This window comes from Paenibacillus aurantius, assembly GCF_032268605.1.
GTDB lineage: Bacteria > Bacillota > Bacilli > Paenibacillales > NBRC-103111 > Paenibacillus_AO > Paenibacillus_AO aurantius.
Map to the genome: position 1 here is coordinate 1,348,650 of NZ_CP130318.1, position 24,451 is coordinate 1,373,100.

The window sequence follows — 24,451 nt, forward strand, 5'->3', positions numbered from 1 at the left end:
AGAAAAGGAAAATAAAGATTGCAAAAAGGGGGAGAATGAAATATTCTTTATAAAGAACGTTCTTTTTAATGAACGAAAATTTTCCTGAGGGGGACCATTCTCATGGCACTTATTAAAGCAGGACAATATACCTATCGCTCGGAAGCCCGCATTATTGTGACGGACAAGCAAGCTCCAGCCAACAATGTCCAAGTATCAAGCGGAAGAATAACACCCGGCCAGCTGATCGAACTGCCCCGGCATGCGGCCGCTCAAGAGAAACGATAAGCATATTGACATGTTCATTATAAAGAACTACACTATTGGTAAGAACTTTCGGGAAATTCCCGTCATTTTGACGAAAATGGCGATTTGATCATTTAATAAGCGAGTTGTCGTTTTTTTTTGCCTCGACGTTCTGTATAAAGAACAATCAATTCTCTAGCATACCAAATCATTCGGTGATGTCTCCTAGCCGTTATCCAAGGAGTCACTCGGCCATGCTGTGGGCTTTCGGGCCTTAGACGCGAGTCGTCGGTAGTGTGGTGTGAGGATGGGTTCAATGCCCTTGTTCTATAAAGTTCTTGATTATGGGTTTTGCCATGGGAAACCCATAATCAAGAACTTTAATGATTCTCACTAGATGAAAGGGTGAGCTTCTTGACTTACCGCCAACGATTCTCGCTGTTGATCCTGCTCGATTCAACCATTGTCCTGACTGCCATTTTCTTCAGCCGTTTCCTCGTCAATGCTACGTTTAACGTCATCACGCTGCCGGTCGTCGTCAGTTCCATCGTTCTTTTGCTCAGCCATCATTATTTTTCCTTTATTTACAAGCTGTACAAAAAAGCCTGGGAATATGCAAGCGTCGGAGAACTTCTGACGATTTTCAAGGCCGTCACGTTCTCCATTCTGATCACCGCTACCGTTCAGCTGCTCGTGGTGCATGAAGCGTTCTTCCGGCTGCTTGCGGTCACCTGGATGATCCACATGCTGTTGATCGGGGGCTCCCGGTTCTGCTGGAGGGTGATCCGCGACACATACACGAAGCAAGACCCGCACATGAAACGGACGATGATCATCGGGGCGGGCGCGGCCGGCACCATGGTGGCCCGCCATCTGGTCCGCAACCAAGATTCAAGGCTGCTTCCCGTGGCCTTTATCGATGATAATGCCAAGAAGCACAATCTCGATATTATGGGGATTCCCGTTATCGGAGGAGTGGAGTGCATTGAGAAGGCGGTCGAGGAATGGAACATCGATCATATCGTGATCGCCATTCCGTCGCTGAGCCGCAAAAACTTATCCGCGATTTCCCAGGAGTGCGCCAAGACGGCCGCCAAAACGCAAATCCTTCCCATGCTCGAGGATCTCATGACGGGTAAGATTTCTGTCAACCAGTTCCGGGACGTTCAGGTTGAGGATCTTCTTGGTCGCGAGCCGGTGGAGCTCGACATTAACGGAATCTCGGAGTCGATAACCGGGAAGGTGGTTCTCGTTACGGGAGCAGGCGGTTCGATCGGGTCGGAAATTTGCCGGCAGGTGGCTAAGTTCAAGCCTGAGAAGATGATTCTGCTGGGTCACGGCGAGAACAGCATTTACTCCATCGAGATGGAGCTGAAAGACCTGTACGCCGGCACCCGGATTGAGTTCATTACCGAGATCGCCGATATCCAGGATGCCAAGCGGATGATGGGGGTTATGAACGCCCACCGTCCCCACGTCGTCTATCATGCCGCAGCTCACAAGCATGTACCGCTTATGGAACGGAATCCGGATGAAGCGATCCGCAACAATGTGATGGGAACGATGAACGTAGCCCAGGCGGCCAGCCGATGCGGTGTCACGACCTTCGTCATGATCTCTACCGACAAGGCCGTTAACCCGACGAGCGTCATGGGGGCGACCAAACGTCTCGCTGAGATGATGATCCAGCATATGGACAAGGTAAGCGCGACCCGGTTCGTCGCCGTGCGCTTCGGCAATGTGCTGGGAAGCCGGGGCAGCGTTATCCCCCGCTTCAAGCAGCAGATTGAGCGGGGAGGTCCTGTATCGGTCACGCACCCGGACATGGTCCGGTATTTCATGACCATCCCGGAAGCCTCCCGGCTCGTCATCCAGGCCGGCTCGCTGGCTCGTGGAGGGGAGATTTTTGTCCTGGACATGGGGGAGCCCGTCAAGATCGTCGATCTGGCTAAGAACCTTATCCTGCTCTCCGGAAACTCGGTGGAGGAAATTGGAATTGAGTTTACCGGGATCCGCCCCGGCGAGAAGCTGTTCGAGGAGCTGCTGAAGGCGGACGAGGTACATGACAAGCAGGTTTACCCCAAAATTTACATCGGCAAAACAGCCAAGCTGTACATAGACGAGATTGAGGAGATTCTCTCGACCTACCCGTCGCTCGATAAAGCTGCGCTGAGAACCCGGCTGCTCGACCTGGCGAACAACCGCGTGAAGCCGGCCCCCCAACCGAAACCGATGCCTATCGGCCTAGAAGGAGTGTTGACCGTATGAAAGTGAGAAAAGCCATTATTCCGGCGGCCGGGCTCGGTACCCGTTTCCTTCCGGCCACGAAAGCGATGCCTAAGGAAATGCTGCCGATCGTTGACAAGCCGACCATTCAGTACATTGTGGAAGAAGCCATTGAATCCGGAATAGAAGACATTATCATCGTGACGGGGAAAGGCAAGCGGGCGATTGAGGATCATTTCGACAGCTCCTTCGAGCTCGAGCATAATCTGCTCGAGAAAGGCAAGCTAGACCTGCTGAATGCCGTCCAGGAGTCCTCCACCATGGCGGATATCCATTATATCCGGCAAAAGGAACCTAGAGGGCTAGGGCATGCGATCTGGTGCGCCCGCAAATTCATCGGCAATGAGCCGTTCGCCATTCTGCTTGGAGACGACATCGTTCATGCCGAGAAGCCCTGCCTGAAGCAGATGATCGAGCAGTTCGACCGCTTCGAATCCTCCGTCGTGGGCGTTCAGCCTGTTTCCGATGAAGAGGTTTCCCGGTACGGGATTGTCGATGGAACGGAGATCGAGAAAGGGCTGCACAGCATTCGTCATTTGGTGGAGAAGCCGGCCAAAGGAGAAGCTCCCTCGAACCTGGCCATTCTCGGCCGGTATATTCTGACCCCGGCTATCTTCGATATTCTCGGCAGCCAGAAGCCTGGCGCGGGTGGAGAAATTCAGCTGACCGACGGCATTGCCGAGCTGAACCGGCATGAGGCCGTCTATGCGTATGAGTTCCAAGGAACCCGGTACGATGTAGGGGAGAAGATGGGCTTTATCCAGACGACTCTGGAATATGCGTTAAGGCGCGAGGATTTGCGGTACGGCCTGCTGGACTATTTGTCCAAGGTCGTAGAGAAGGAATTGATCCGCTAGATGGCCGGCATGCGCAGAAAGGTTTTGTTTTGTGCGACAGTGGATTATCATTTCGAGGCCTTCCATCTCCCGTATTTGCAGTGGTTCCGGCAGCAGGGCTGGGAGGTTCACGTGGCCGCCAGCGGCTCCCGCGAGCTTCCCTATGTCGATCGCAAGTTCGAGCTTCCCGTTCAACGTTCGCCTTTTCGCCGGGAGAACCTCCAGGCCTATTCCATGCTGAAAACCATCATAGAGGAGAATGGATACGACCTCATTCATGGCCATACGCCGATGGGAGGAGTCCTCGCCCGCTTGGCGGCGCGTAGGGAACGGAAGAAAGGAACCCGCGTGCTGTACACGGCTCACGGGTTTCACTTCTGCAAAGGGGCTCCGCTTCTGAACTGGCTCGTCTATTTCCCAATCGAGAAATTCCTCTCCTCGTATACCGACTGCCTGATTACCATCAATGAGGAGGATTACGCTTTTGCCCGGAGACGGCTTCATGCCGGCCGACTGGAGCGGGTCCATGGGGTCGGCGTGGATACGGAGCGGTTCCGCCCGCTGAACGAGGAGAAGAGGATAGAAGCAAGAAAGCCCTTTGGCTTCCGGCCAGAGGAATTCCTGCTGTTCTATGCGGCCGAATTCAATGGGAACAAGAACCAGGAGCTTCTGATCCGGGCAATGGTTGCCCTTCGTAAGGAAGCGCCTCAAGCCCGGCTGCTGCTGGCGGGAGACGGCCCCATGAAGGAAGCTTGCCAAGCCGCCGCTATCCGCCTTGGAGTAGCCGACCGGGTGGATTTCCTGGGCCACCGCAAAGATATCGACGTGCTTCTTCCCTTGTGTGATGCGGCGGTTGCCTCGAGCAGAAGGGAAGGGCTGCCGGTCAATATTATGGAGGCCATGGCCTGCGGACTTCCCGTTGTGGCCAGTGTCAACCGGGGGCATTCCGAGCTCGTCGAAGACGGACTGAACGGCTTTCTCATTCCAGATGAGAATGACCAGCGGTTTGCCTCACGGCTGCTAGAGCTGATCCGATCTCCGGAGCTGTGCCGTCGGATGGGGGAAGAGAATACAAGAAGGGTTCAACTCTATTCGCTCCGTCAGGTCAAGGAAGAACTGACCGGTATATACAAGCGTTATTCTTTGGAGGATAAGCATGAAGCCGAAGGTAAGTATAGTGGTGCCTATCTATAACATGGAGCCCTATCTGGCCCGGTGCCTGGACAGCCTGCTTGCCCAGACGCTGAAGCCGATTGAGATCCTTGCCGTAAACGACGGGTCCACGGATTCGACGGGAGCCCTTCTCCGGGAGTATGCCGAACGGGATCCGCGGATCGTGGTCCTCGAACAGGAGAACGCCGGCGTGTCGGCGGCCCGTAACCGCGGCATAGAAGCAGCCCAGGGGGACTACATTGGGTTCGTGGACCCAGATGATTGGGTCGAACCGGATATGTACGCCGAGATGCTGGGGGCTGCGGTGGGGGATGGCGCGGATATTGTTATGTGCACCTACACCCGGGAGTTCGGTACCCACAGCAAGGAAAAGGTTTTCGATCTGCCGGCGAAGGTAACTTATGCCCGGGAGGAGCTGAGGGAAACAGTAATGAGAAGGCTCGTGGGCCCTCTCAAGGAAGAACTCGCCCAGCCCGATTATCTCGATGCTTGGGGAACCGTCTGGTCGAAGCTGTACCGTAGCGATCTTCTTAAGGATAACGTGCTCGAGTTTGTGGATCTCCACTTGGTGGGAACGAACGAGGATTCGCTTTTTAACATCCACGCTTTCTATCATGCAGAGAAGTTCGTCATGCTGAACAAGCCGTTCTACCATTACTGGCGGGCCAATGCCTCTTCTGTCACCTCCGGTTATAAGCCGGACTTGAAGGACCAATGGTTCCGTCTGTACGGGATGATCGAAGGCTTCTTGAACGAAAACGGACTTCCCGCTTCCTATTATGAGGCGCTTAACAACCGGATCTGTCTCAATACGCTCGGACTGGGATTGAATACAGTGGGAGCTGGTAATACAGCAGCCGCTGTGGCCAAGGTCCGCAAGCTGAACGATATTCTGAACGACGAACGGATCCAGGAGGCTTTCCGGGCGTTCGAAATGGCGTACTGTCCGGCGGTATGGAGAACGTTCTATCTATGTGCAAAGCTCCGGTTTGCGGCTGGCTTCTACGTCATGCTGGTGACCATGGAAAGGCTACGAAAGATTGTCAAATAGGAGTGACTTCTTCTGAAAACGATACGTGTGCTTCAAGTCGTGACCGTGATGAACCGGGGCGGTCTGGAAACGATGCTGATGAACTATTACCGTCAGATGGACCGCAGCCGGATCCAATTCGACTTTATGGTTCACCGGGAAGAAAAGGGTCATTATGATGACGAGATTATCAGCCTGGGCGGCCGCATCTTCCGTATGCCGGCCATTCGTCCGGGCAGCTACCGGCTATATTTTCAAAAGCTGGATTTGTTCTTCAAGGAGCATCCGAATTACCCGGTTGTGCATTCCCATATTAACGAGAACAGCTCCTTCGTTCTACGGGCGGCGAAGCAGGCAGGGGTACCATGCCGGATCGCCCACAGCCACTTGAGCGATTTGGGGCTCGACCTGAAGCTGCCTTTCCGGCTCTACGCGCGTTATGCAATGAAGGATCATCCGAACCGGTTCTTTGCCTGCTCGCGTCATGCGGGACAGTGGCTGTTCGGCAAGGATCCCGCCGCATCCAAAGAGGTCGTTGTCCTAAACAATGCCGTCAATGTGGATAGCTACCGGTACGATCCGGCCGCCCGGGAGCGGATCCGGAAGGAATGGCAGGCTGGGGACCGGTTGGTCATCGGTCACGTCGGCCGGTTCAACAAGCAGAAGAACCATACGCTGCTGCTCGATATTTTCAAGGCCGTCCACAACCGCCGGCCCGACGCCATGCTGGTTATGGCGGGAGAGGGGCATCTGAGACCGGCGATCGAGAAGAAGGCCGAGAAGCTGGGGCTGACCCCCCACGTCAAATTTCTCGGTGTTCGGGGAGACATCCCCGATCTGATGCAGGGGATGGACTTGTTCCTTTTTCCTTCCCTGTTCGAGGGACTTCCGGTGGTGCTGGTCGAGGCTCAGGCCGCCGGCTTGCGCTGTGTGGTATCCGATACCATCACGCCGGAAACCGATGTGACGGGCAGGGTTCGGTTCACTCCGTTGAAGAGTTCCCCGGAAGCATGGGCGGATGCCATTCTGGGCTCTACCTACGAGCACGCGGACACGGCTGAGATGATGCGGAGAAAGCGTTACGATACCCGGTCGATGGCCGAATGGCTGACCGGCTTCTATTTGGGCCAAGGCCAGCCGGCCGGGCAGGCTTAGACGGGAGGACTTCAAGATGAAACCTACACTGACGGTGTTCACCCCGACCTATAACCGGGCTTATACCTTGCCGCTATGCTACGAAAGCTTAAAACGTCAAACCTCCCGGGATTTCGTCTGGCTGATCATTGACGACGGTTCTACCGACGGAACCGAGGAGCTCGTGAAGGGATGGATGACGGAGGGAATCGTTCCCATCCGGTACCATTACCAGGCTAATCAAGGGATGCACGGGGCTCATAATACCGCCTACGAGCTGATCGATACGGAGCTTAATGTCTGTATCGATTCCGACGATTACCTGTCGGACTACGCCGTAGAACGGATTGTTACCTTCTGGAGAGAGCACGGCAGCGACCGTTATGCGGGATTGGTCGGGCTGGACGCCACACCGGATGGACAGATCATTGGAACGCAAATGCCTGCTGAGCTGAAGGAGTCCACTCTCTCCGGCTTATACGGCCTTCATAAGGTGAAGGGGGACAAGAAGCTCGTTTACCGGTCCGAATTGACCCGACGGTATCCGCCGTATCCCTTGTTCCCCGGTGAGAAATATTGCCCGCTCAGCTATAAATATTTGCTGATCGATCAGGATTACCCGCTGCTTGTCATGAACGAGGTGCTCTGCCACGTGGAGTATTTGACGGACGGCTCCAGCTTGAACATGCTGCGGCAGTACAAGCGTAACCCGCGCGGCTTTCTCTTTTTCCGGCAAGCGGCCATGAGGTACGCTCCGACCTATAAGGAGAAGTTTAGGGAATCGGTCCATTATGTCTCGAGCAGCTTGTTAATCAAAAAATACGGATTTCTTAAAGAATCTCCTTGTAAGTTTATTACGCTGCTGGCCATGCCCTTGGGAGTGCTGCTTTACCTATATATTTCGAATACTAACAAAGCTGCCGTTTCGGGTAAGATTGCCCGCGGATAAGAGGGAATATAATGGGGATTTTATGGATCACTCTTTTTTTGGTTTTTCTATTGGCCTTCTACTCGAGATTTCTGGCTAAACCGGTTTCCAACGGGTTTATTACCTTCCAGCCAAACCGATTTATGATGCTGCTTGCCATGCTTCTCATGGCTGTAGTTTCAGGCTTACGTAACAATATAGGCGATACTTTTTTTTACATGTATTCCTATAACAATTTCCCATTGGAATGGTCAGATATTAAGTTTGAAGCTGATTTTGGGTTTAATCTGATGCAGTTGTTGCTGCAAAAGATATCAGAAGACGCCCAGTTATTGATTTTCACAGTAGCTTTGATAACTAATGTTTTCATTATTTATGTTTTGTATAAATACTCCAATTTGTTCGAATTGAGCTTATATCTGTACTTTACGACTGGGCTTTATTTAATGTCCATGAATGGGATTCGACAATTTCTTGCCGCTGCTCTGGCCTTCGCCGCAACTAAATTCATTTTCGAAGGCAGTTGGCACAAATACATTCTTGTTATCTTACTGGCTGCCACCATTCATCAGTCCGCTTTGGTTCTAATCCCGATTTATTTTATCGTAAGACGAAAGGCATGGACCTATCAGACCTTTATTTTGCTCTCGCTCGCGATCATCTTCGTGATCGGCTTCGCTCAGTTTTCTGGAGCCTTATTCACCGTTATTAAAGATACCAAATATAGCGAATATCAGAATTTGGAAACCAATGGAGCAAATTTCCTTCGAGTAATCGTTACGGCCGTTCCTCTTGTCATCGCCTTTCTGGGAAGACACCGATTAAGAGAACTGTTCCCCAAAGCTGACTATATCGTGAATTTGTCATTAATTAATGTCGTCATTATGTTAATCGCTACCCAACAATGGGTATTCGCCCGGTTTAGCTTCTACTTCGGCTTGTATAATCTTCTTCTGATTCCTTGGATCGTGAAGCTTTTTGTTCGCAAAGAGCAGAGGCTGATTTATTATCTCATTGTACTTTTCTACTTTGTTTACTGTTATTACGAGAATGTAGTTAGTTTGAATATTATTTACAAAAGCGATTTCCTTAAATTTTAAAGCAGTTGGAGACAGGTGCGAAATGATGAAGAAAGTAAGGGTACTGCATGTGATGGGCGGATTGTGGTGCGGCGGGACTGAATCATATGTCATGAACATGTTCCGATCCATCGACCGGGAAAAGGTTCAGTTTGAGTTTTTGATTCACGAAAGGGCCAAGGCCCATTATGACGACGAGGTTCTGTCCCTGGGAGGAAGGATCTATAGAATTCCGGACAGAACGGAAATTGGGACGATCCGCTACCTTTGGCATTTGATATGGACCCTCAAACAAATAAGACCGGATATCATCCATGCTCATGCTATGTTCAATGCTGGGGTCGTTATGCTGGCTGCATTTCTTGTCGGTATCCGAAAAAGGGTATGTCATTCGCACAGCACCGATGATCAGGCTGAATTCGTCGGCTTATCACGAAAACTTTTTCAGTTTATTATGCGCCTCTGTGTTCAGCTGTTTTCGACCGATTATGCAGCTTGTAGCGAAACCGCAGCCCAGTTTCTTTTTGGTAGTAAGAGGGTGGAAGCGGGTGAAGTAAGGGTAATTAATAACGGGATAAATTTGAGTAAATTTTTGGAAGTTGAAACGCAAAAAGTTGACATAATAAGGAGGGAACTTCAAATATCGGAGAATCGTTACGTTATCGGACTCGTTTCTCGGTTGGTAGAGGTCAAGAACCCTCTTTTTTTTATAGGTTTACTAGAAAAACTATGTGAAGTACATAAGGACATCATGGTTGTGGTAGTCGGAGAAGGGCCATTAAAGCCAGTAATTGAAGAAGAAGTTAGTAAAAGAAACCTTGGGGAACATGTTCGATTGACTGGAAATCGGGATGATGTTCATTTAATGATGAGTATATTTGACATATTCATGCTCCCTTCTTTTTTTGAAGGATTAGGGATTGTAGCAATTGAGGCACAGGCCAGAGGAGTACCATGTTTGTTGTCTGAAAAAGTGCCTTTAAGAACAGATCTTGGGCTGGGCTTGGTTCAATTTTTGCCATTGGATGACGAGCAAAGGTGGATTGATGCCATTGAGGCAAAGCCCTCGAAGTTGAATGATATTCATCAAATCAAAAAAATCTTTCATCAAAAGGGTTACGACAGTTTAAGTTCTTCAAATCAGTTGTTAAAGGTTTACGGAATTTAATCCAATAGGAGGTGTCGTCGAATGGCCATTCTCGTAACCGGAGGCTCGGGATATATCGGCAGCCATACGTGCGTGGAACTGTTGAACGCAGGCTATGACCTGGTGGTGGTTGACAACCTGTACAACAGCAGCCTGGAGGCCCTTAAGAGAGTCCGGGAGCTGACCGGCAAGGATTTCAGCTTCTATCTGGTCGATCTGCTCGACGAAAAAGAGCTGGATCATGTCTTTGCGGAGAACCGGATCGAGGCGGTCATTCACTTCGCCGGGCTTAAAGCGGTGGGAGAGTCGGTGCGGCTGCCCCTCTGGTATTACCACAACAACCTGGCCGGTACCTTGGTGCTGAGCCGAGTCATGGAGAAATACGGCGTGAAGACCATGGTCTTCAGCTCGTCCGCCACCGTGTACGGAAGACCGGAACAGATGCCGATCCGCGAGGATTCCCCGCTCGGTGCCGCCAATCCTTACGGCCGGACGAAGCTGATGATTGAAGATATGCTGCGGGATGTTGCCGCTTCCGATCCCCAGTGGAGCATAGCGCTGCTCCGCTACTTTAACCCGGTCGGGGCTCACGAGAGCGGACGGATCGGGGAGGACCCGAACGGGACTCCCAATAACCTGATGCCCTATATCACGCAGGTGGCGGCGGGCCGCCATAAAGAATTGAAAGTATTCGGCAGCGATTACCCGACGCCGGACGGAACGGGCGTACGGGATTACATCCATGTGGTGGACCTGGCGGAAGGGCATCTGAAGGCGCTGGAGAAGGTAATGGGCGGGAAAGGCATCGAAGCCTATAACCTGGGAACCGGCAGGGGGTACAGCGTGCTCGAGCTGGTAGCCGCCTTCGAAAGAATGACCGGAACGAAGATCCCCTACACGCTTACGGATCGCCGGCCGGGAGACGCACCGGTCTGCTACGCGGATCCGTTCAAAGCCGAGAGAGAGCTCGGATGGAGCGCCGAGAGAGGCATCGAGGAAATGTGCGTCGACGCCTGGCGGTGGCAGGCGAACAATCCGGCGGGCTACCGAAGCCCAGGGACCGAAATCGCCCGTGAAAAGACCCGCTCCTATGGGGCGGTAGTCGTCTAAGGTTCGGCCTACCAAGGTACCGGATAAGACACTAGATCATACTGCGAAATGGAACGGATTCCGGACAGTATCTGCTTCCAGTGTAGACATCGGAGGAGTTTTGTGAGAAGCATCCAGGCACCATGCATCCGGAAGATTCACCATTGGGTAACACTTGTGCGAAAAGGAATGAAAGTGGCGGTTTGGTCCATACACGTCTTCCCGGCCGGGAATGGCTTGACGGCCTCTCCGAATGACGCCCTATTGCACCGGCCATCGCTAGCAGCAACCGACGTCACAGATGTTCCGGCCGAATTCGTCGCGGATCCGTTCCTGGTTCAGCATCAGTCGGAGTATTATCTGTTCTTTGAAGTCCTGAACAAGGCCTCAGGCCGGGGAGAAATTGCGGTAGCCTCGAGCTCGGACGGCCGGGAATGGTTTTACGAAAGGGTTGTGCTGCAGGAGAGCTTTCACCTCTCCTATCCGCAAGTCTTTGAGCATAATGGAGAGATGTATATGCTTCCCGAGTCCATTGAAGCCAACCGGGTTCAGCTTTACAAAGCCAAGAGCTTCCCCTATGAATGGGAGCCGGCCGGGGAGCTGCTCGGGAATGTCCGGTACCTGGATCCTTCTCTTTTCTTCTCGGAGGGACGCTGGTGGATGTTCGCGGGCACGGAAGAAGGCGACCTTCGGCTGTTTCATGCCGAGGACCTGTTCGGCCCATGGTCCGAACATGCCTGTAGCCCGATTGTGACCCGTAACAAGAGAATCAGCCGTCCGGGAGGAAGGGTGATTCGGGACGGAAAGACGGTTTACCGGTATACCCAATCCGCGTATCCGGATTACGGAGAATCGGTGAGCGCTTTCCGGATCCTCAAGCTGACGGTAGACGACTATGAAGAAGAGGAAGTGGGCCGGGTTCTTGGCGCAACGAACCGGGAAGGCGATTGGCACAAGGACGGCATGCACCATGTCGACCAGCTAAGGCTCACGGACGGACGGTGGCTTGTGGCGGTGGACGGCCACCGCTGCTCGCATATGAGCTACCCGGCCTGGAAGCTGAGCCGATGGATCGCCAAGCTTATCTATTGATTACCATAAGGAGGAACCCAGGTGAAGCGTATCTTTGACATCCTCGTTGCAGCGGGTCTCCTGCTCCTTCTGTCCCCGGTCATCCTGGTGGTGGCGGTGCTGGTCCGGAAGAAGCTGGGGGCGCCTGTCCTGTTCAAGCAGCAGCGTCCGGGACGAAACGGGGTGCCCTTCGTACTCTACAAGTTCCGTTCCATGCGCGACGCCCGGGACGGAAGCGGCCGGGAACTTCCGGATGAGCTTCGGCTGACTCCTTTTGGGGAGAGGATGCGGAAGTACAGCCTGGATGAGCTCCCGCAGCTTGTCAACGTGCTGAAAGGGGACTTGAGCCTCGTCGGGCCCCGGCCGCTGCTGATGGACTACCTGCCCCTCTATACAGAGGAGCAGGCAAGACGGCACGAGGTGAGGCCGGGTATTACCGGATGGGCCCAGGTGAACGGCCGCAATGCCCTCTCGTGGGAAGAGAAATTCAAGCTGGATGTCTGGTACGTGGACAACCGCAGCTTCCGGCTCGACCTGACCATTCTGCTGATGACGGTCCGCAAGGTGTTTAAATCCGAAGGAATCAGTCATGGAAATCACGTCACGATGGAGAAGTTTATGGGATCGTAATCCGGGAGGAAAAGAGGGGAAGGACGAATGAAGATTGCCGTGATCGGCGATGGCGGACACAGCAAGGTGATTCAGGACATGATCCGCGCCAGCCGGCATTACCGGCTGTGTGCGGTTCTCGACGACCGGTACGACAGGCTGGTGCTGGACCAGGGACGGTATACCGGCCCTCTTGCCTCTATGGAGCAGCTCTCTGAGCTGGCCGGCCCCTTTCAGGTCGTGATTGCCATCGGCAATAATGCCGTAAGAAAGACCATTGTAGCCAAGCTCGGCCTGCCCCCGGAAAGCTATGTTTCCTTGGTTCACCAGACGGCCGTCGTCAGCCCGAGCGCCACGCTGGGACGGGGGACCGTGGTCATGGCGAACACCATTATTAACGCCGATGCCCGAATCGGCAGCCATGCCATTATCAACTCGGGAGCGATCGTCGAACATGATTGCCGGGTTCAGGATTACTGTCACATTGCCCCGCGGGCTACGCTCACGGGCGCCGTTAATGTGAAGGAAGGCAGCCTGATCGGGGCCGGGGCCACCGTGATTCCGGGCATGAGCGTAGGAGAGTGGACCCTGGTCGGGGCCGGAGCCACCGTCGTGTGCGACCTGCCCGGAGCTTCTACCGCGGTGGGAACGCCCGCCCGGATTGTAGGGGTTCCGGCTCCGACGCTAGCCGTTCAGCCATTTGCAGTATCGTGAAACCGGGGTACCCGGGGAAAGGAAGGAAACCCACATGCCAGCAAGCGACAAGCCCAAAATCTATTTATCTTCCCCGCACATGAGCGGAAAAGAAAGGGACTACGTGACGGAGGCGTTCGATTCCAATTGGATCGCTCCGCTCGGTCCGCACGTGGATGCCTTCGAGAAGGAGCTCGCTGCCTTCGTCGATGTGGAAGCGGCGGCGGCCGTCAGCTCCGGTACGGCGGCTCTGCACCTGGCTCTTCGGCTGCTCGGCGTCACAAAGGGGGATCAGGTGTTCTGCTCCACCTTGACGTTCGTGGCCAGCGCCAATCCGATTCTGTACCAGGGAGCGGAGCCGGTGTTCCTCGATTCGGAGCCGGGCACTTGGAACCTGTCCCCCTCAGCGCTCGAAAGAGCCCTTCAGGACGCCAAGCGGTCCGGCCGCCTTCCCAAAGCGGTTATCGTCGTGAACCTGTACGGGCAGAGCGCACGCATGGACGAAATTGTGGCGCTGTGCCGGTCCTATGGCGTTCCCCTCGTAGAAGACGCGGCGGAATCCCTCGGATCGGAGTACCGCGGGAAGGCGAGCGGCACCTTCGGCACCTTCGGCATCTATTCGTTTAACGGAAACAAGATCATCACGACCTCCGGTGGAGGGATGCTCGTTTCGAACGATGCCGAGGCGATGGGTAAAGCCCGTTTCCTCGCCACCCAGGCCCGGGACCCGGCCCCGCATTACCAGCACAGCGAAACGGGTTACAACTACCGCATGAGCAACGTGCTGGCGGGAATCGGAAGGGCGCAGCTGGAGGTCCTCCCCGAACGGGTGAACGCGCGCCGTGCCGTCTTCGAGCGGTACCGGCGGGAGCTGGCTTCGGTTCCCGGTATCCGTTTCATGCCGGAGCTCGAAGGCACGCGGTCGAACCGCTGGCTGACGGCCCTCACCTTGGAGGAGGAAGCGGAAGGGACCGTTCAGGATCTGCTAGGAATGATGGCGGAAGAGAACATCGAGGCCAGACCGGTGTGGAAGCCGCTCCACCTGCAGCCGGTATTCCGGGGCGCCCGGTACTACACGCACACCGAGAAGGAGAATGTAGCCGAAAGGCTGTTTGAGCGGGGAATATGCCTGCCGTCCGGCTCGAACATGAGCGAGCCCGACCAGACGAGGGTCATCGAGTGTGTTCTTCGTACACTTGCCCGCGGGCGCGCAGGGGTCCGATAAGAAAGACTTGGGGAAGCCGCATTCCTATTAAACGCGGATTCTGCCCGCCCCACCGAACCGGTCAAGAGCGGTTGGTCATTTTGCTTTCATGTTGCTTCAGCTTGATATACAGGCTTTCCCGCATGTCTTGGTCCCGGCAATCGTTATATAGCACGGAATGATAAAGATGCATAACTTTATGGTAAGCCGTTTTTGACCTTTTCATAAAGGAAATCATACTCTCGTACATAGCTGGAAGCCTCCTTTACTAGTAACCCTATGTTAAAGCTTTCGTACGTATGCTTTGGCCAAAAGGGGGTGAGATGTTTCGGGTTTACCTACTAAAAGGCAAGAGGATGGTCGAAATTATAAGATAACGGTGGAGTGATTAACGCCATGATCGGTAAAAACATTTCCGATATCCGGAAGCAGCGAGGGTATACCTTGTCCGAGCTTTCGGAGAGAACCGGAATCTCGAAATCGTATTTAAGCAACATCGAACGAAATCTTAAGCAGAATCCTTCGATCCATGTGATGGAGAAGATTGCTTCGGTGCTGAAGGTGGATCTCAAAACCTTGCTGAAGCTTGCCGCGGATGCCGAAAGTCCTCATAAATTCGAGAAAGAATGGATGGACTTTATCTATGCCTTGAAGAGGTCGGGAATAGACAAGGACCAGATTCATGAATATAAGATTATCATAGATTTTATGAAATGGTACAAACAGAATAAGATCGAGTCGTCCAACACTCAACCCGAATAACCATTGGCAGCGGTTGCAGGGAACAGGACATGGGCAAAAAGTAGGAGAGTTCTGTCTGTAAAGGGTCTTTTTCTTCAGAATCCTAATTGTTCGTTACAAAGAACTCTGGTATAATGCAAGCATTGACCTGTTCAGTTACCATTATGCTAAAAGGGAAGATCGGAATGATCGGTAAACGAGTTCAACAGTTACGCAAAGAGAAAGGGATGTCTCTCACGGAGCTGGCCGAACGGGCCGGCGTGGCCAAATCGTATATAAGCAGCCTGGAAAGGGACATCCAGAAGAATCCTTCCATCCAATTTCTTGAGAAAATTGCGGCCGTCCTTAAAGTTCCCGTGGATCGCCTGATCGACGGGGAAGAAGAAGGAAGGCCGGGAATCGAGTTAGACCCGGAATGGTATGATATTGTCCGGGAAGCGATGTCTTCCGGCGTGGACAAACAGCAGTTCCGCGAGTTTCTGGATTTCAACCGGTGGAGAATGTCCCGCCCGAGCGGCGAATAGGCTCCCCCCGGTGTAAGCAGGGCCGTTATCCTCGGGGAGCCCGGCCTCTCGTCCGGCCGACCTCTCGTGTGTACCGAATGCCTCCGTCTCCTGGAGCTCCAGGAGACGGGGGCTTTTTTCGGTTGGGCGAGAAGAGCGCGTGGGCCAAAAAGCCCTTCGGGCTTCTGGATCAGAAGCCCGAAGGGCTGAAGGCACGGGCTACCGGGGAGATGGGGCAGTGCCTCGTTCGCCACTTGCCTGGTCAGGCGAAGCCACCTATCCGGCCCGCCCCTCCCGGTAAAGCCTGTTCGGCACGGACGGGACGAGTGCCGCCGCATTCCGCGCTTCCGCCGAACGGTTGGGCATTCGTCCCCTTCGGCTGCGTTATTCCGCCGCCTTTACGTCGACCTGAATGTTGCCGCGCGTGGCCTTGGAATAGGGGCACGCCTGATGGGCGGCTTCTGCCAATTCCTGAACCGTCGCCTGGTCCATTCCCGGTATTTTCACTTCCATGACGGCTGCGAGCTGAAAGCCTCCATCTGCCGGGTCTTTTCCAATGCTGACCTGGGCCGTGACTTCGGCGTTCTCGATTTTTTGCCCTTTCTGGCGGGCCACCATCAGCAGGGCACTCTCGAAGCAGGCGGCATATCCGGCGGCGAACAGCTGCTCGGGGTTCGTGCCTTCTCCTCCGTCTCCCTGCAGTTCCTTGGGCATACTGAGCTTAAAGTCCAGCTTTCCATCCGAGCTGCGGACCGAACCGGTCCGTCCGCCATGTACGGCGGTGGCGGATGCTGTGTATAATTTGTCCATGAGGTAACGCTCCTTTCCAATCGGGATCCTGCCTGTATCAAAACGCTTGTCCCGTTTAATTTTACCCATTATCGCTAGACGGAAAACAAGCTGCGGGGCTCGAGACGAATGAACGAAGGAGAAGAAAGAACGGGTAATAAGGAGAATCGAGAGTAACGCATAGGGGGAGAGCCGCATGATAAGCGAACGGGAAGACCCGTTTCTGCCGGAGGGACGGCCGGAAGACGCCGGGTTACGGCCGGAGATTCTTAAGGAGATGGAAGGACGTCTCCGCGAATGGAAAATGAGAGACGTCCTGATCGTTCGCGGCGGACGGCTGGTGTGGGAATGGCACGACAAGGGGCAGGACCGGACGGGCCAGGTGTATTCCATGACCAAGAGCTTCCTGTCCGCCCTGATCGGAATCGCGATGGAACGGGGAGAAATCCAAGATCTCGATAGGTCTTTGGGCGAGTTCTACGAATGGACGCGGGAAGAAGCGGATCCCCGGCTGGCCTCCATTCGGCTGAAGCACCTCTTGACGATGACGCCCGGCTTCGAGTGGCCGGATTTTGACAAGCCCTATTTCCAGATGCGGAAGGAAGCGGACTGGCCCCGCTATGTGCTGCAGCAGCCGATCGGGCACGAGCCGGGCGAAGCGTTCACCTACAATTCCGGCGCCTCCCAGCTCCTCTCGGATATTCTAACCCGGTCTACCGGGCTTGGCGCTCTGGCCTACGCCCGCCAGCATCTGTTCGGTCCGTTAGGCTTCCGGTCGCCCAGGTGGAAGAGCCATGACGGCGTGAACGAAGGAGGAGCGGGCCTTCAGCTCTACTCGCGGGACCTGGCCAAATTCGGCCTCCTCTACTTACGGGAGGGCGACTGGTTCGGGAATCAGCTGATTCCGCAGGCGTGGGTCCGGGAATCGACCTCGATCCAGCACAAGGGGCTCGTTCATTACGAACCGCCCATCTACGGTCATTACGGCTACCACTGGTGGGTGTCACCGGAGGACCATAACGGGCGATTCGACTGTTACTTCGCTCTGGGGTTCGGAGGACAGTACCTGTTCGTCGTTCCCTCCCGGGACTTGGTCATGGTTGTCCGTAAAGCGCTGGCCGGCAAGCATAACGCCATTCTGTCCAAAGCTCTGTTGTTCGACTACGTGTCCCGCGCTATGGAGGACAGGCCGTAAACGGGGACAAACCTCGGCTTACCGCCGATCCCCTTGAGAGGGGCGGCAGTTTCCCGGAGAGATTCCCGTTCTCTTCTTAAAGGCCTTCGAGAAGTGATGGATGTCCGAGAAGCCGCAGTATTCGGCGATTTCTTCTAGCTTGAGCGGCGTCGTTTCGAGCAGCTCCCTCGCATGGCGGATTCTTAATTCAAGCAGGTACTGGTGGGGAGAGGTGCCGAACCGCTTCCGGAACACAGCCGTGAATCGGGACGGGGACAGGTTGGCCCGCCGGGCCATCTCGGCAACCGAAAGCGGCTCGGATAATCGCAGCGAGAGGAAGGAAGTTATTCCGTTCATCGATTCCGGATTCGTCCGGCTGACGCTTTCTTCGTTCGTATGGTCCTCCAGCATAGTCAGAATCAGGTCCGTCGCGAGCGACTGGGCCTTAAGCTGCTGCAAGGGGGAGCGCTGCATCCAGCACTGGATCGTCTCCAAGAAACGGTCCCGGAAGGCAAGGGGATTTCGCGGGACGAGCCGCACCGGAAGATGGATGCCCGTCATGTCGTTCAGCCGCGGCTGCATGAGCTCGGAATAGGCGGACAGGTCGATCTGGCCCGCACGTGTCGGAAAGCTCTGCTCCCTTAGAGGATTGTAGAATAGATCCAAATGAGCGAAGGGGGTGATCGTCGAGGTCAGCCCCTTCAGCGCGTTCCGGCTGCCCGGCTGGATCAGGCACCATTCCCCGCTGACGAAGGAATGGTCCGTTCCGTCCACGGTAAACAAGCATTCGCCTTCCTGGATGTAGATGAGCAGGTAATCGAGAAGGCGGCGTTCCGGGTATGACCAGGGAAGCCGAATGGCATAATCGCTTTCGCGGATATAAGGGACAATGGGATGGCGCGCCATCCACTCGGATAAAGAGGACATGGAAGCCTCCTTGGGCAGTCGGTTTAGACAAATAGATCAGGCGGGTTGTACAAAGCCAAACCCAATGACCGTAAGTATAATGGAAGCATGGAATTCAGGAAGCATCTTACCGCTTCGCTTGGATAAGACAAGTATACCATTGGAAAAAGAGGGATGCCCATGATCAGGAAGTCCGAAGCCAACGACCTGCCCGCCCTGACCGAGGAATATGCGCTGACAAAGGAGCAGCTTGCTGCTTATCGCGACAAAGGCCATATCTACCTTCCCGGCACCGCGTCTCCGGAGGAGATAGCCTCGTATGAGCCGCTTATCGCGAGTTTGGTCCGAGAGCTTAATTACCACGATAAGCCGGTCGGCGAAAGGGACACGTACGGGAAGGCTTTCATCCAGATCGGCAACCTGTGGCGCCGCAGCGAGGCCGTCCGCCGGTTCGTTCTGGCCCGCCGGTTCGGCAAAATCGCCGCCGATCTGATGGGGGTGGACGGGGTGCGGATCTATCACGATCAGGCTCTCTTCAAGGAGCCGGGAGGCGGCCATACCCCTTGGCACCAGGATCAGATCTACTGGCCGCTCGATACGATGAACACCATCACCATGTGGATGCCGCTTGTTCCGGTAACGGAGGAGGTGGGCTCCATGACCTTCGTCAACGGCTCCCACAAGAACGGTTTTCTCAGCCGGGAGCAGATCTCCGATGAATCCCACCGCACCTTCAAAAGCTACATCGAAGGCAAAAAGCTGGAGACGGTGACGTATGGGGCCATGGCCGCAGGGGACGCTACGTTTCATGCCGGCTGGACGCTGCACAGCGCCCCGGGAAATCCGACCGACCGGATGAGGGAGGTCATGACCATCATCTACTATGCGGATGGAACCCGCGCCATCGAGCCGGACAGCGTTGCACGACAAAACGATCTCAAGACCTGGTTTCCCGGAACGGCCCCCGGGGAAATCGCCGCGACCGAGCTCAATCCTCTCGTCTACAGCCGGAGCGGAACGGAATAAGCAGGAGAAAGTGACAAATACTACCCCTATCCTGGCCAATTGGATAGGGGGTTAGTTTTATGCGTTTAGCAGCCGTTTTTACGATTTTCCTGCTGCTTCTAATGAACGGGGCCTGGACGTCCCCGGCATCCGCCATACCGGCGGCAGAGACGCCGAGAGCGGTCCAAGCGGCTCCGGTCGTGCCGCCTCCGCTGGTGAACGAGCCGGCGGAGGACGACGGCCTGCAGCCGCAGGCTTACCGCTCCGGCCGCGGCAGCTACCGGTCCCCGGCCGGCGGGTACCGGGGCGGCAACCGTGCCGTGACGCCGGGAGCGGGCGTGACCCGGCCCGGCGCCGGCCAGCCGGGTACCCGCACGCCGGCCGCTCCAGGCCGGACGGGCTTCGGCAGCTTCTTCGGCGGCCTGGCGGCGGGCACGTTCCTCGGCAGCCTGCTGAACCCGTTCGGGTTCGGGGGCTACGGCGGATACGGGGGCGGCGTTTCGCTCATCGGCATCATCCTCTGGGCGGCGGTGTTGTTCTTCCTCTTCCGGCTGATCCGAAGAGTCCTGGGAAGACGCTGACCTCCGCACAACGGAAGGCCCTCATGAGGGCCATTCCATGCGGCGCGAGCTTCTTCCTGAGCAGCGCCTCTCCAAACAAAACCCCCTTTGCGAAGCGCCGTCCCGGCGTTTTCGTAAAGGGGGTTGTTTGCTTTGGCTTCAGGGTCATTGTCCGCCTAACGCTTCATAGCGTGCCAGGCGTGAGCCGAGAGAGCTTCTTACAGCGGCACCTTCTGCATCTCCTTGCGGCGGTAATACACCCACTCCTTGAATCCGATCTCCCGGAGCTTGCGCTGCACCTCTTCCCAATCGTCCCCGACGCGGGAAGGAAGATGGGCATCCGAGCCGAACGTAATCGGAATGTTGTAGAACAAGGCCCTCTCCAAAATATCGTCGGCCGGGTACCAGCCTCCTACCGTTTTGGTTTTGCCCGAGGTGTTGACCTCAATCGCGATTCCGTGTCCGCCGATGATCTTCAGTGTTTCCTCGACCATTTTGGTCTGAATCCGGCTGAATTCGGGGTAATAGCCCTTCATCGCATCGATATGGCCCAGAATCTGGAACATGCCGCTGTCCGCGGATTGGCGGATCAGATCGTAATATTCATCCTTCGCCTTGATCTGGTCGTTCTTGGAAAGCCCCTTCCAGCGGTTCTTGTTGAAGATGCTTACCCCGCCCGAGCGGTGAACGGACCCGATAATATAATCGAACGGATAAGGCTCATACATCTGGTTATACAGGTCGGCATGCTCCGGGAAGAAATCCGATTCCACCCCGAGAAGCACTTCAATGCGGTCCTTGTATTCCTCTTTAAGCTTCAGCACCTCGGAGATGTAGTGGGTGAACTCGCTTTTCGCCATGGCAATGCCGGGCTCCGCGTGGTCTTCCTTGCTGCCGAAATAGGGCGAGTGGTCGGAGATACCGATGACTTGAAGCCCCGCCTTCAGAGCCGCCTCTATATAATCCCTTATTTCGCCTTCGGCATGGCCGCAGCGGCTATGGTGGGTATGCAGGTCGAATTTCATGGATCCGGTCCCTCCGTTGAGTTAGTTGGTTTTATAGTGGTCTCTTTGGATCTCTCCGGTAAAGCCGAAATCCGTTATTCCGAGCCGAGGAACTGGGTTTCGGGCATGCCCTTCAGGTCGCTTAGAAACTGCTGCATGGCCGAGCTCAGGTAGCGGCCGGATTTGTAGATGACCCCGACCGGGTGACTGATGTCGAGCTCGTTGACCGGAAGCATCCGCAGGGTGCCCAGCCTCGTTTCGTTCGCGATGGAGAGCTTCGAGATGATGGCGGCCCCCAGATTAAGCTCTACCATCCGCTTCACTTCCTCGCTGCTCGACAGCTCCATCACAATCATAGGGGTAATGTTCCAGCGGCGGAACAGCTGATCGACGAACCGGCGGCCGGCCGTGTCCGGAGAAAGCATAATGAACGGGATGTGCCTCAAGTCTTCCATCGTGGCATGGCTGTTCCGCGCAAGCGGATGGGAAGGCGAGACCACCAGCTCGAAATTGTCATAATACAGGACGGACGTTTCCAGGCCGGGGGTCCGGTCGGACAGGTAAGCGATGCCGATGTCGACATTCCCGTTCTCCACGCTTGTCATGATCTGCGAGGAGGGCATGGAATAGATGCTCGTCTTGATCAGGGGATACTGATTCTGAAAATAAGAAAGCACCCGGGGCAGAATCTGCATGGCGATCGACGTCGTGGTCCCCAGATTGATATGCCCCTGCGGCGTGTTCTCGAGATCGGACAGCCGCTGCTTCATCTCCTCCACCACCTGAAGAATCCGCTGGGCATGCTCGAGAAAGACGCGTCCGCTGTCCGTTAAAGTAACCGGCTGGTTCCGGTCGACGAGGACGGTTTGGAATTCATCCTCCAGGCTCTTGATTTGTGCGGATACCGCCGGCTGGGTCAGGTTAAGAAATTCTCCCGCCTTGCGAAAGCTCATCGTTTTGGAAATCATTAATAAGGTTTCCAATTGATTGATGTTCATCCGCCGTCCCCCTTCGATACGCCCTAAGTTAATTTCATTGTGTTCATTATAAGACCAACCCGGCCGGAAGGCAAAAGAAGGAAGGCTTTCGCTTCCGAGGATCCATCCCGAAAATTCGGCGGCGGCTGGTATGAAAACGCGGGCGCCCAATATGCTTTAGGAAGAAGGGCCGTTGCGGAAGACGGACTGCCCGTGAAATCCTGGCGTTATGCGGGAGAGAAGGGGGTACCGATGGATACGGAGAAGTTCAACAAATGGATGGAAATGGCCAAAACGGTTACCGGCGGAAAGTTCTGGACCGAAGTGTTCGACAACCCGCTTGCCGAAGAATTCCTCTTCGAGGAGGCGCCTTCCCCCAACCGGAACGGCCCCCCGCCGGCTGGTTACCCTTGCGCCGATATAGCGGAGACCGCCCAGGAAATTCTCGTGCTGGTGGACCTGCCCGGCGTCCGGAAGGAGGATATTCAGCTGTCGCTGAACAGCGGGCAGCTCCACCTGAAGGGCATCGTCCGGACAGGGCTGCCGGGTGAAGCCCTCCATTTGTCGGAGCGCCGACGCGGAGAATTTGAGCGCTCCTTCGTCATGCCCCGGCGGATCGAGGGCGTCTGCGGACCGGTCAAGGCGGCTTTGCAGGAAGGGCTGCTTATCGTGCGCATTCCGGTGGCCGACCCCCCGCACACCCGGATTCCGATTGAATAAGGCGTAGGGGATAGAGCAGACGGGCGATAAAGAACCGGCACCGCCTATTCGAGTGACCTTGCCGCCCGATCCGTCAGGATCCGGGCTGTTTGCCGTTCGGGAGCAATGATTCAGGCGAAAGGGATAGTGGTAATTTTAGGGTATAAGCATTTGGTAAGCATGCCAACTAATTCCCGTAACAGGGTGCAAATCGGGCAAGGAGAAGACGGACTTACGAGAGGGAAGTACGATAACTTCAAGAAAGGAAGGAAGGGCTCATGGAGAAGAAGGAACGGGATAACGGGAAGCATTGGGGCTCCTGGCTGGCGGCCATGCTGCTGTCCGCCGTCGTGGGGGCGGTGGCCGCACTCGGAGCGGTTCAGATGAACGGCTTTCCTGCCGAAGCCGCATCCGCCAAAATCGTCCAAGCCGGTGATCCGACGGTCCGGGCACAGCCTGCCCAAGCTGCCCAAGCTGAACAGGGGAATATCAGTGACAGGATTATCGAAGCGGCCAAGGCCGTCAAGCCCGCTATCGTAGTGGTCGTGAATTACGTGTCCGGCGGCTCGGGCCTTAAGGCCCAGGGAGAAGGCTCTGGAATTATATACGACAAACAGGGCTACATCGTAACCAATAACCATGTCGTGGAGGGAGCCGCGAAGCTTGAGGTGCTTCTGCCGAACGGCAGGAACACCGAAGCGAAGCTGATCGGGCGGGATCCGTACAGCGACTTGGCCGTTCTGCAAATTCCGGCGGCCGACGTGACGGGAGTGGCGGAGCTGGGCGATTCGGACAAGCTTCAGGTCGGCGAACCGGCCATCGCCATCGGGAATCCCCTGGGGCAAGCGTTCAACCAATCGGTGACCGTCGGCGTGATCAGCGGCACCAAGCGGATGATGCCGGTGACCGATGAGGCCACGGGGCAATTCCTGAACGAGCAGGCCGTTCTGCAGACGGATGCCGCCATCAATCCCGGGAACAGCGGCGGGGCTCTATGCAATATCGAAGGCAAGGTGATCGGAGTTAACAGCTCCAAGATTGCCACTGAAGGAGTGGAAGGGATGGGCTTCGCCATTCCCATTAACGAAGCCCGTCAAATCATCGACCAGCTGATGAAGAACGGCAAAGTCAGCTACCCGGCACTCGGGATTCAGGCAGGGGACCTGCAGAAGCTGACGGCTTCTTACGGCATCCAGGCTCCCGTGAATTACGGAGTCGTCGTGGCCGCGGTGCTGTCGCCGGAAGCCAAGCAGGCCGGTCTGGAGAAAGGGGATATCGTTACCTCCATGGATAATGTCAAAATCACCGATTCGGTTGCCCTGCATGCCGAGCTGTTCAAGCACAAGATCGGGGATTCCGTTGCTCTGAAGGTGTACAAGCCGGATGGAAGCGAACGCACGCTTAACGTAACCTTGACGGCTCTTCCGGCTCCTTCCCGATAAGCGGTCTGGTGCAACAAAGTTACCGGATAAGGCACTAGCTCCGGCTGAGCCGGTTTCCCGGGAAAAGCGGTTAGAAGGGAGAACCGGTTGACTATAATGAGAAAGGGAGTATTCTTAGAAAGGGCACACCAGAATTGGCGTCTCATA

General features: G+C 55.3%; 25 protein-coding genes. 21 read left to right on the plus strand and 4 right to left on the minus strand.

Annotated features, from left to right (window positions below; translation table 11 throughout):
- The first annotated feature begins 102 nt into the window (after positions 1 to 102).
- The 16 genes from MJA45_RS06585 to MJA45_RS06660 all read left to right on the plus strand — a co-directional run bounded on the left by MJA45_RS06585 (position 103) and on the right by MJA45_RS06660 (position 15,769).
- Positions 103 to 267, plus strand: a complete 165-nt coding sequence (locus MJA45_RS06585) for a hypothetical protein (RefSeq protein ID WP_315606472.1) — start codon at positions 103 to 105, stop codon at positions 265 to 267.
- 372 nt (positions 268 to 639) lie between these two features.
- On the plus strand, positions 640 to 2,493 hold the full coding sequence (locus MJA45_RS06590) for a polysaccharide biosynthesis protein (protein ID WP_315606473.1): 1,854 nt from the start codon (positions 640 to 642) through the stop codon (positions 2,491 to 2,493).
- Entirely contained in the window at positions 2,490 to 3,368 is an 879-nt protein-coding gene (gene galU / locus MJA45_RS06595; RefSeq protein ID WP_315606474.1) for a UTP--glucose-1-phosphate uridylyltransferase GalU, read from the plus strand. Before MJA45_RS06590 ends, galU begins: the two co-directional genes overlap by 4 nt.
- Before the next feature lie 9 nt (positions 3,369 to 3,377).
- Positions 3,378 to 4,541 carry a glycosyltransferase family 4 protein gene (locus tag MJA45_RS06600; RefSeq protein WP_315606475.1) on the plus strand — a complete coding sequence of 388 codons (1,164 nt, stop codon included), beginning with the start codon at positions 3,378 to 3,380 and terminating at the stop codon, positions 4,539 to 4,541.
- Positions 4,504 to 5,571, plus strand: a complete 1,068-nt coding sequence (locus tag MJA45_RS06605; RefSeq protein WP_315606476.1) for a glycosyltransferase — start codon at positions 4,504 to 4,506, stop codon at positions 5,569 to 5,571. Before MJA45_RS06600 ends, MJA45_RS06605 begins: the two co-directional genes overlap by 38 nt.
- A 27-nt stretch (positions 5,572 to 5,598) precedes the next feature.
- Positions 5,599 to 6,705, plus strand: coding sequence for a glycosyltransferase family 1 protein (locus MJA45_RS06610; RefSeq protein WP_315606477.1), 1,107 nt, complete (start codon positions 5,599 to 5,601; stop codon positions 6,703 to 6,705).
- Positions 6,706 to 6,721: 16 nt separating this feature from the next.
- Positions 6,722 to 7,633: a glycosyltransferase family 2 protein gene (locus MJA45_RS06615; protein WP_315606478.1), complete on the plus strand. Its 912-nt coding sequence runs from the start codon at positions 6,722 to 6,724 to the stop codon at positions 7,631 to 7,633.
- An 11-nt stretch (positions 7,634 to 7,644) separates the two neighbouring features.
- Positions 7,645 to 8,712 carry an EpsG family protein gene (locus MJA45_RS06620; protein ID WP_315606479.1) on the plus strand — a complete coding sequence of 356 codons (1,068 nt, stop codon included), beginning with the start codon at positions 7,645 to 7,647 and terminating at the stop codon, positions 8,710 to 8,712.
- Positions 8,713 to 8,734: 22 nt separating this feature from the next.
- A complete protein-coding gene (locus MJA45_RS06625) occupies positions 8,735 to 9,859 on the plus strand; it encodes a glycosyltransferase family 1 protein (RefSeq protein ID WP_315606480.1) in 1,125 nt (374 codons plus the stop codon).
- Between the two features lie 21 nt (positions 9,860 to 9,880).
- Positions 9,881 to 10,948 (plus strand): UDP-glucose 4-epimerase GalE, encoded by a 1,068-nt coding sequence (gene galE / locus MJA45_RS06630; RefSeq protein WP_315606481.1) that lies wholly within the window; start codon positions 9,881 to 9,883, stop codon positions 10,946 to 10,948.
- A gap of 102 nt (positions 10,949 to 11,050) precedes the next feature.
- A complete protein-coding gene (locus tag MJA45_RS06635) occupies positions 11,051 to 12,019 on the plus strand; it encodes a glucosamine inositolphosphorylceramide transferase family protein (RefSeq protein WP_315606482.1) in 969 nt (322 codons plus the stop codon).
- A 21-nt stretch (positions 12,020 to 12,040) separates the two neighbouring features.
- Positions 12,041 to 12,628: a sugar transferase gene (locus MJA45_RS06640; protein WP_315606483.1), complete on the plus strand. Its 588-nt coding sequence runs from the start codon at positions 12,041 to 12,043 to the stop codon at positions 12,626 to 12,628.
- Positions 12,629 to 12,655: 27 nt separating this feature from the next.
- Positions 12,656 to 13,321 carry an acetyltransferase gene (locus MJA45_RS06645; protein WP_315606484.1) on the plus strand — a complete coding sequence of 222 codons (666 nt, stop codon included), beginning with the start codon at positions 12,656 to 12,658 and terminating at the stop codon, positions 13,319 to 13,321.
- A 34-nt stretch (positions 13,322 to 13,355) separates the two neighbouring features.
- Entirely contained in the window at positions 13,356 to 14,525 is a 1,170-nt protein-coding gene (locus tag MJA45_RS06650; RefSeq protein WP_315606485.1) for an aminotransferase class I/II-fold pyridoxal phosphate-dependent enzyme, read from the plus strand.
- Positions 14,526 to 14,900: 375 nt separating this feature from the next.
- Positions 14,901 to 15,266, plus strand: coding sequence for a helix-turn-helix domain-containing protein (locus MJA45_RS06655; protein WP_315606486.1), 366 nt, complete (start codon positions 14,901 to 14,903; stop codon positions 15,264 to 15,266).
- 164 nt (positions 15,267 to 15,430) lie between these two features.
- Positions 15,431 to 15,769, plus strand: coding sequence for a helix-turn-helix domain-containing protein (locus tag MJA45_RS06660; protein ID WP_315606487.1), 339 nt, complete (start codon positions 15,431 to 15,433; stop codon positions 15,767 to 15,769).
- A 363-nt stretch (positions 15,770 to 16,132) separates the two neighbouring features.
- On the opposite strand, the gene MJA45_RS06665 is transcribed toward MJA45_RS06660, so the two are convergent.
- Positions 16,133 to 16,558 (minus strand): organic hydroperoxide resistance protein, encoded by a 426-nt coding sequence (locus MJA45_RS06665; RefSeq protein ID WP_315606488.1) that lies wholly within the window; start codon positions 16,556 to 16,558, stop codon positions 16,133 to 16,135.
- Between the two features lie 175 nt (positions 16,559 to 16,733).
- Here MJA45_RS06665 and MJA45_RS06670 point away from each other — a divergent pair, with 175 nt between their 5' ends.
- Positions 16,734 to 17,732 (plus strand): serine hydrolase domain-containing protein, encoded by a 999-nt coding sequence (locus MJA45_RS06670; RefSeq protein WP_315606489.1) that lies wholly within the window; start codon positions 16,734 to 16,736, stop codon positions 17,730 to 17,732.
- A gap of 18 nt (positions 17,733 to 17,750) precedes the next feature.
- Here the strand turns inward: MJA45_RS06670 and MJA45_RS06675 are convergent, their stop codons facing one another.
- Positions 17,751 to 18,638: an AraC family transcriptional regulator gene (locus MJA45_RS06675; protein ID WP_315606490.1), complete on the minus strand. Its 888-nt coding sequence runs from the start codon at positions 18,636 to 18,638 to the stop codon at positions 17,751 to 17,753.
- Between the two features lie 159 nt (positions 18,639 to 18,797).
- On the opposite strand from MJA45_RS06675, the gene MJA45_RS06680 reads away from it, so the two are divergent.
- Positions 18,798 to 19,643: a phytanoyl-CoA dioxygenase family protein gene (locus MJA45_RS06680; RefSeq protein ID WP_315606491.1), complete on the plus strand. Its 846-nt coding sequence runs from the start codon at positions 18,798 to 18,800 to the stop codon at positions 19,641 to 19,643.
- Between the two features lie 59 nt (positions 19,644 to 19,702).
- The gene (locus MJA45_RS06685) at positions 19,703 to 20,203 is read left to right on the plus strand and encodes a hypothetical protein (RefSeq protein ID WP_315606492.1); all 501 of its coding nucleotides are present in this window, start codon (positions 19,703 to 19,705) and stop codon (positions 20,201 to 20,203) included.
- Positions 20,204 to 20,400: 197 nt separating this feature from the next.
- On the opposite strand, the gene MJA45_RS06690 is transcribed toward MJA45_RS06685, so the two are convergent.
- Both MJA45_RS06690 and MJA45_RS06695 read right to left on the minus strand, forming a co-directional pair.
- Positions 20,401 to 21,207 carry a histidinol-phosphatase gene (locus MJA45_RS06690; RefSeq protein ID WP_315606493.1) on the minus strand — a complete coding sequence of 269 codons (807 nt, stop codon included), beginning with the start codon at positions 21,205 to 21,207 and terminating at the stop codon, positions 20,401 to 20,403.
- Positions 21,208 to 21,281: 74 nt separating this feature from the next.
- Complete coding sequence (locus MJA45_RS06695) at positions 21,282 to 22,184, minus strand: LysR family transcriptional regulator (protein WP_315606494.1); 903 nt, start codon at positions 22,182 to 22,184, stop codon at positions 21,282 to 21,284.
- 192 nt (positions 22,185 to 22,376) lie between these two features.
- Between MJA45_RS06695 and MJA45_RS06700 the strand changes: the two genes are divergently transcribed.
- Positions 22,377 to 22,883 (plus strand): Hsp20/alpha crystallin family protein, encoded by a 507-nt coding sequence (locus MJA45_RS06700; RefSeq protein ID WP_315606495.1) that lies wholly within the window; start codon positions 22,377 to 22,379, stop codon positions 22,881 to 22,883.
- A 257-nt stretch (positions 22,884 to 23,140) separates the two neighbouring features.
- Positions 23,141 to 24,304 carry a S1C family serine protease gene (locus MJA45_RS06705; RefSeq protein WP_315606496.1) on the plus strand — a complete coding sequence of 388 codons (1,164 nt, stop codon included), beginning with the start codon at positions 23,141 to 23,143 and terminating at the stop codon, positions 24,302 to 24,304.
- Positions 24,305 to 24,451: the final 147 nt, after the last annotated feature.

Coding starts and splice junctions, on each gene's coding strand:
- MJA45_RS06585 (WP_315606472.1), top strand. CDS start 103: ATGGCACTTATTAAAGCAGGACAATATACCTATCGCTCGGAAGCCCGC.
- galU (WP_315606474.1), top strand. CDS start 2,490: ATGAAAGTGAGAAAAGCCATTATTCCGGCGGCCGGGCTCGGTACCCGT.
- MJA45_RS06600 (WP_315606475.1), top strand. CDS start 3,378: ATGCGCAGAAAGGTTTTGTTTTGTGCGACAGTGGATTATCATTTCGAG.
- MJA45_RS06605 (WP_315606476.1), top strand. CDS start 4,504: ATGAAGCCGAAGGTAAGTATAGTGGTGCCTATCTATAACATGGAGCCC.
- MJA45_RS06615 (WP_315606478.1), top strand. CDS start 6,722: ATGAAACCTACACTGACGGTGTTCACCCCGACCTATAACCGGGCTTAT.
- MJA45_RS06620 (WP_315606479.1), top strand. CDS start 7,645: ATGGGGATTTTATGGATCACTCTTTTTTTGGTTTTTCTATTGGCCTTC.
- MJA45_RS06625 (WP_315606480.1), top strand. CDS start 8,735: ATGATGAAGAAAGTAAGGGTACTGCATGTGATGGGCGGATTGTGGTGC.
- galE (WP_315606481.1), top strand. CDS start 9,881: ATGGCCATTCTCGTAACCGGAGGCTCGGGATATATCGGCAGCCATACG.
- MJA45_RS06645 (WP_315606484.1), top strand. CDS start 12,656: ATGAAGATTGCCGTGATCGGCGATGGCGGACACAGCAAGGTGATTCAG.
- MJA45_RS06650 (WP_315606485.1), top strand. CDS start 13,356: ATGCCAGCAAGCGACAAGCCCAAAATCTATTTATCTTCCCCGCACATG.
- MJA45_RS06655 (WP_315606486.1), top strand. CDS start 14,901: ATGATCGGTAAAAACATTTCCGATATCCGGAAGCAGCGAGGGTATACC.
- MJA45_RS06660 (WP_315606487.1), top strand. CDS start 15,431: ATGATCGGTAAACGAGTTCAACAGTTACGCAAAGAGAAAGGGATGTCT.
- MJA45_RS06665 (WP_315606488.1), bottom strand. CDS start 16,558: ATGGACAAATTATACACAGCATCCGCCACCGCCGTACATGGCGGACGG.
- MJA45_RS06670 (WP_315606489.1), top strand. CDS start 16,734: ATGATAAGCGAACGGGAAGACCCGTTTCTGCCGGAGGGACGGCCGGAA.
- MJA45_RS06675 (WP_315606490.1), bottom strand. CDS start 18,638: ATGTCCTCTTTATCCGAGTGGATGGCGCGCCATCCCATTGTCCCTTAT.
- MJA45_RS06680 (WP_315606491.1), top strand. CDS start 18,798: ATGATCAGGAAGTCCGAAGCCAACGACCTGCCCGCCCTGACCGAGGAA.
- MJA45_RS06685 (WP_315606492.1), top strand. CDS start 19,703: ATGCGTTTAGCAGCCGTTTTTACGATTTTCCTGCTGCTTCTAATGAAC.
- MJA45_RS06690 (WP_315606493.1), bottom strand. CDS start 21,207: ATGAAATTCGACCTGCATACCCACCATAGCCGCTGCGGCCATGCCGAA.
- MJA45_RS06695 (WP_315606494.1), bottom strand. CDS start 22,184: ATGAACATCAATCAATTGGAAACCTTATTAATGATTTCCAAAACGATG.
- MJA45_RS06705 (WP_315606496.1), top strand. CDS start 23,141: ATGGAGAAGAAGGAACGGGATAACGGGAAGCATTGGGGCTCCTGGCTG.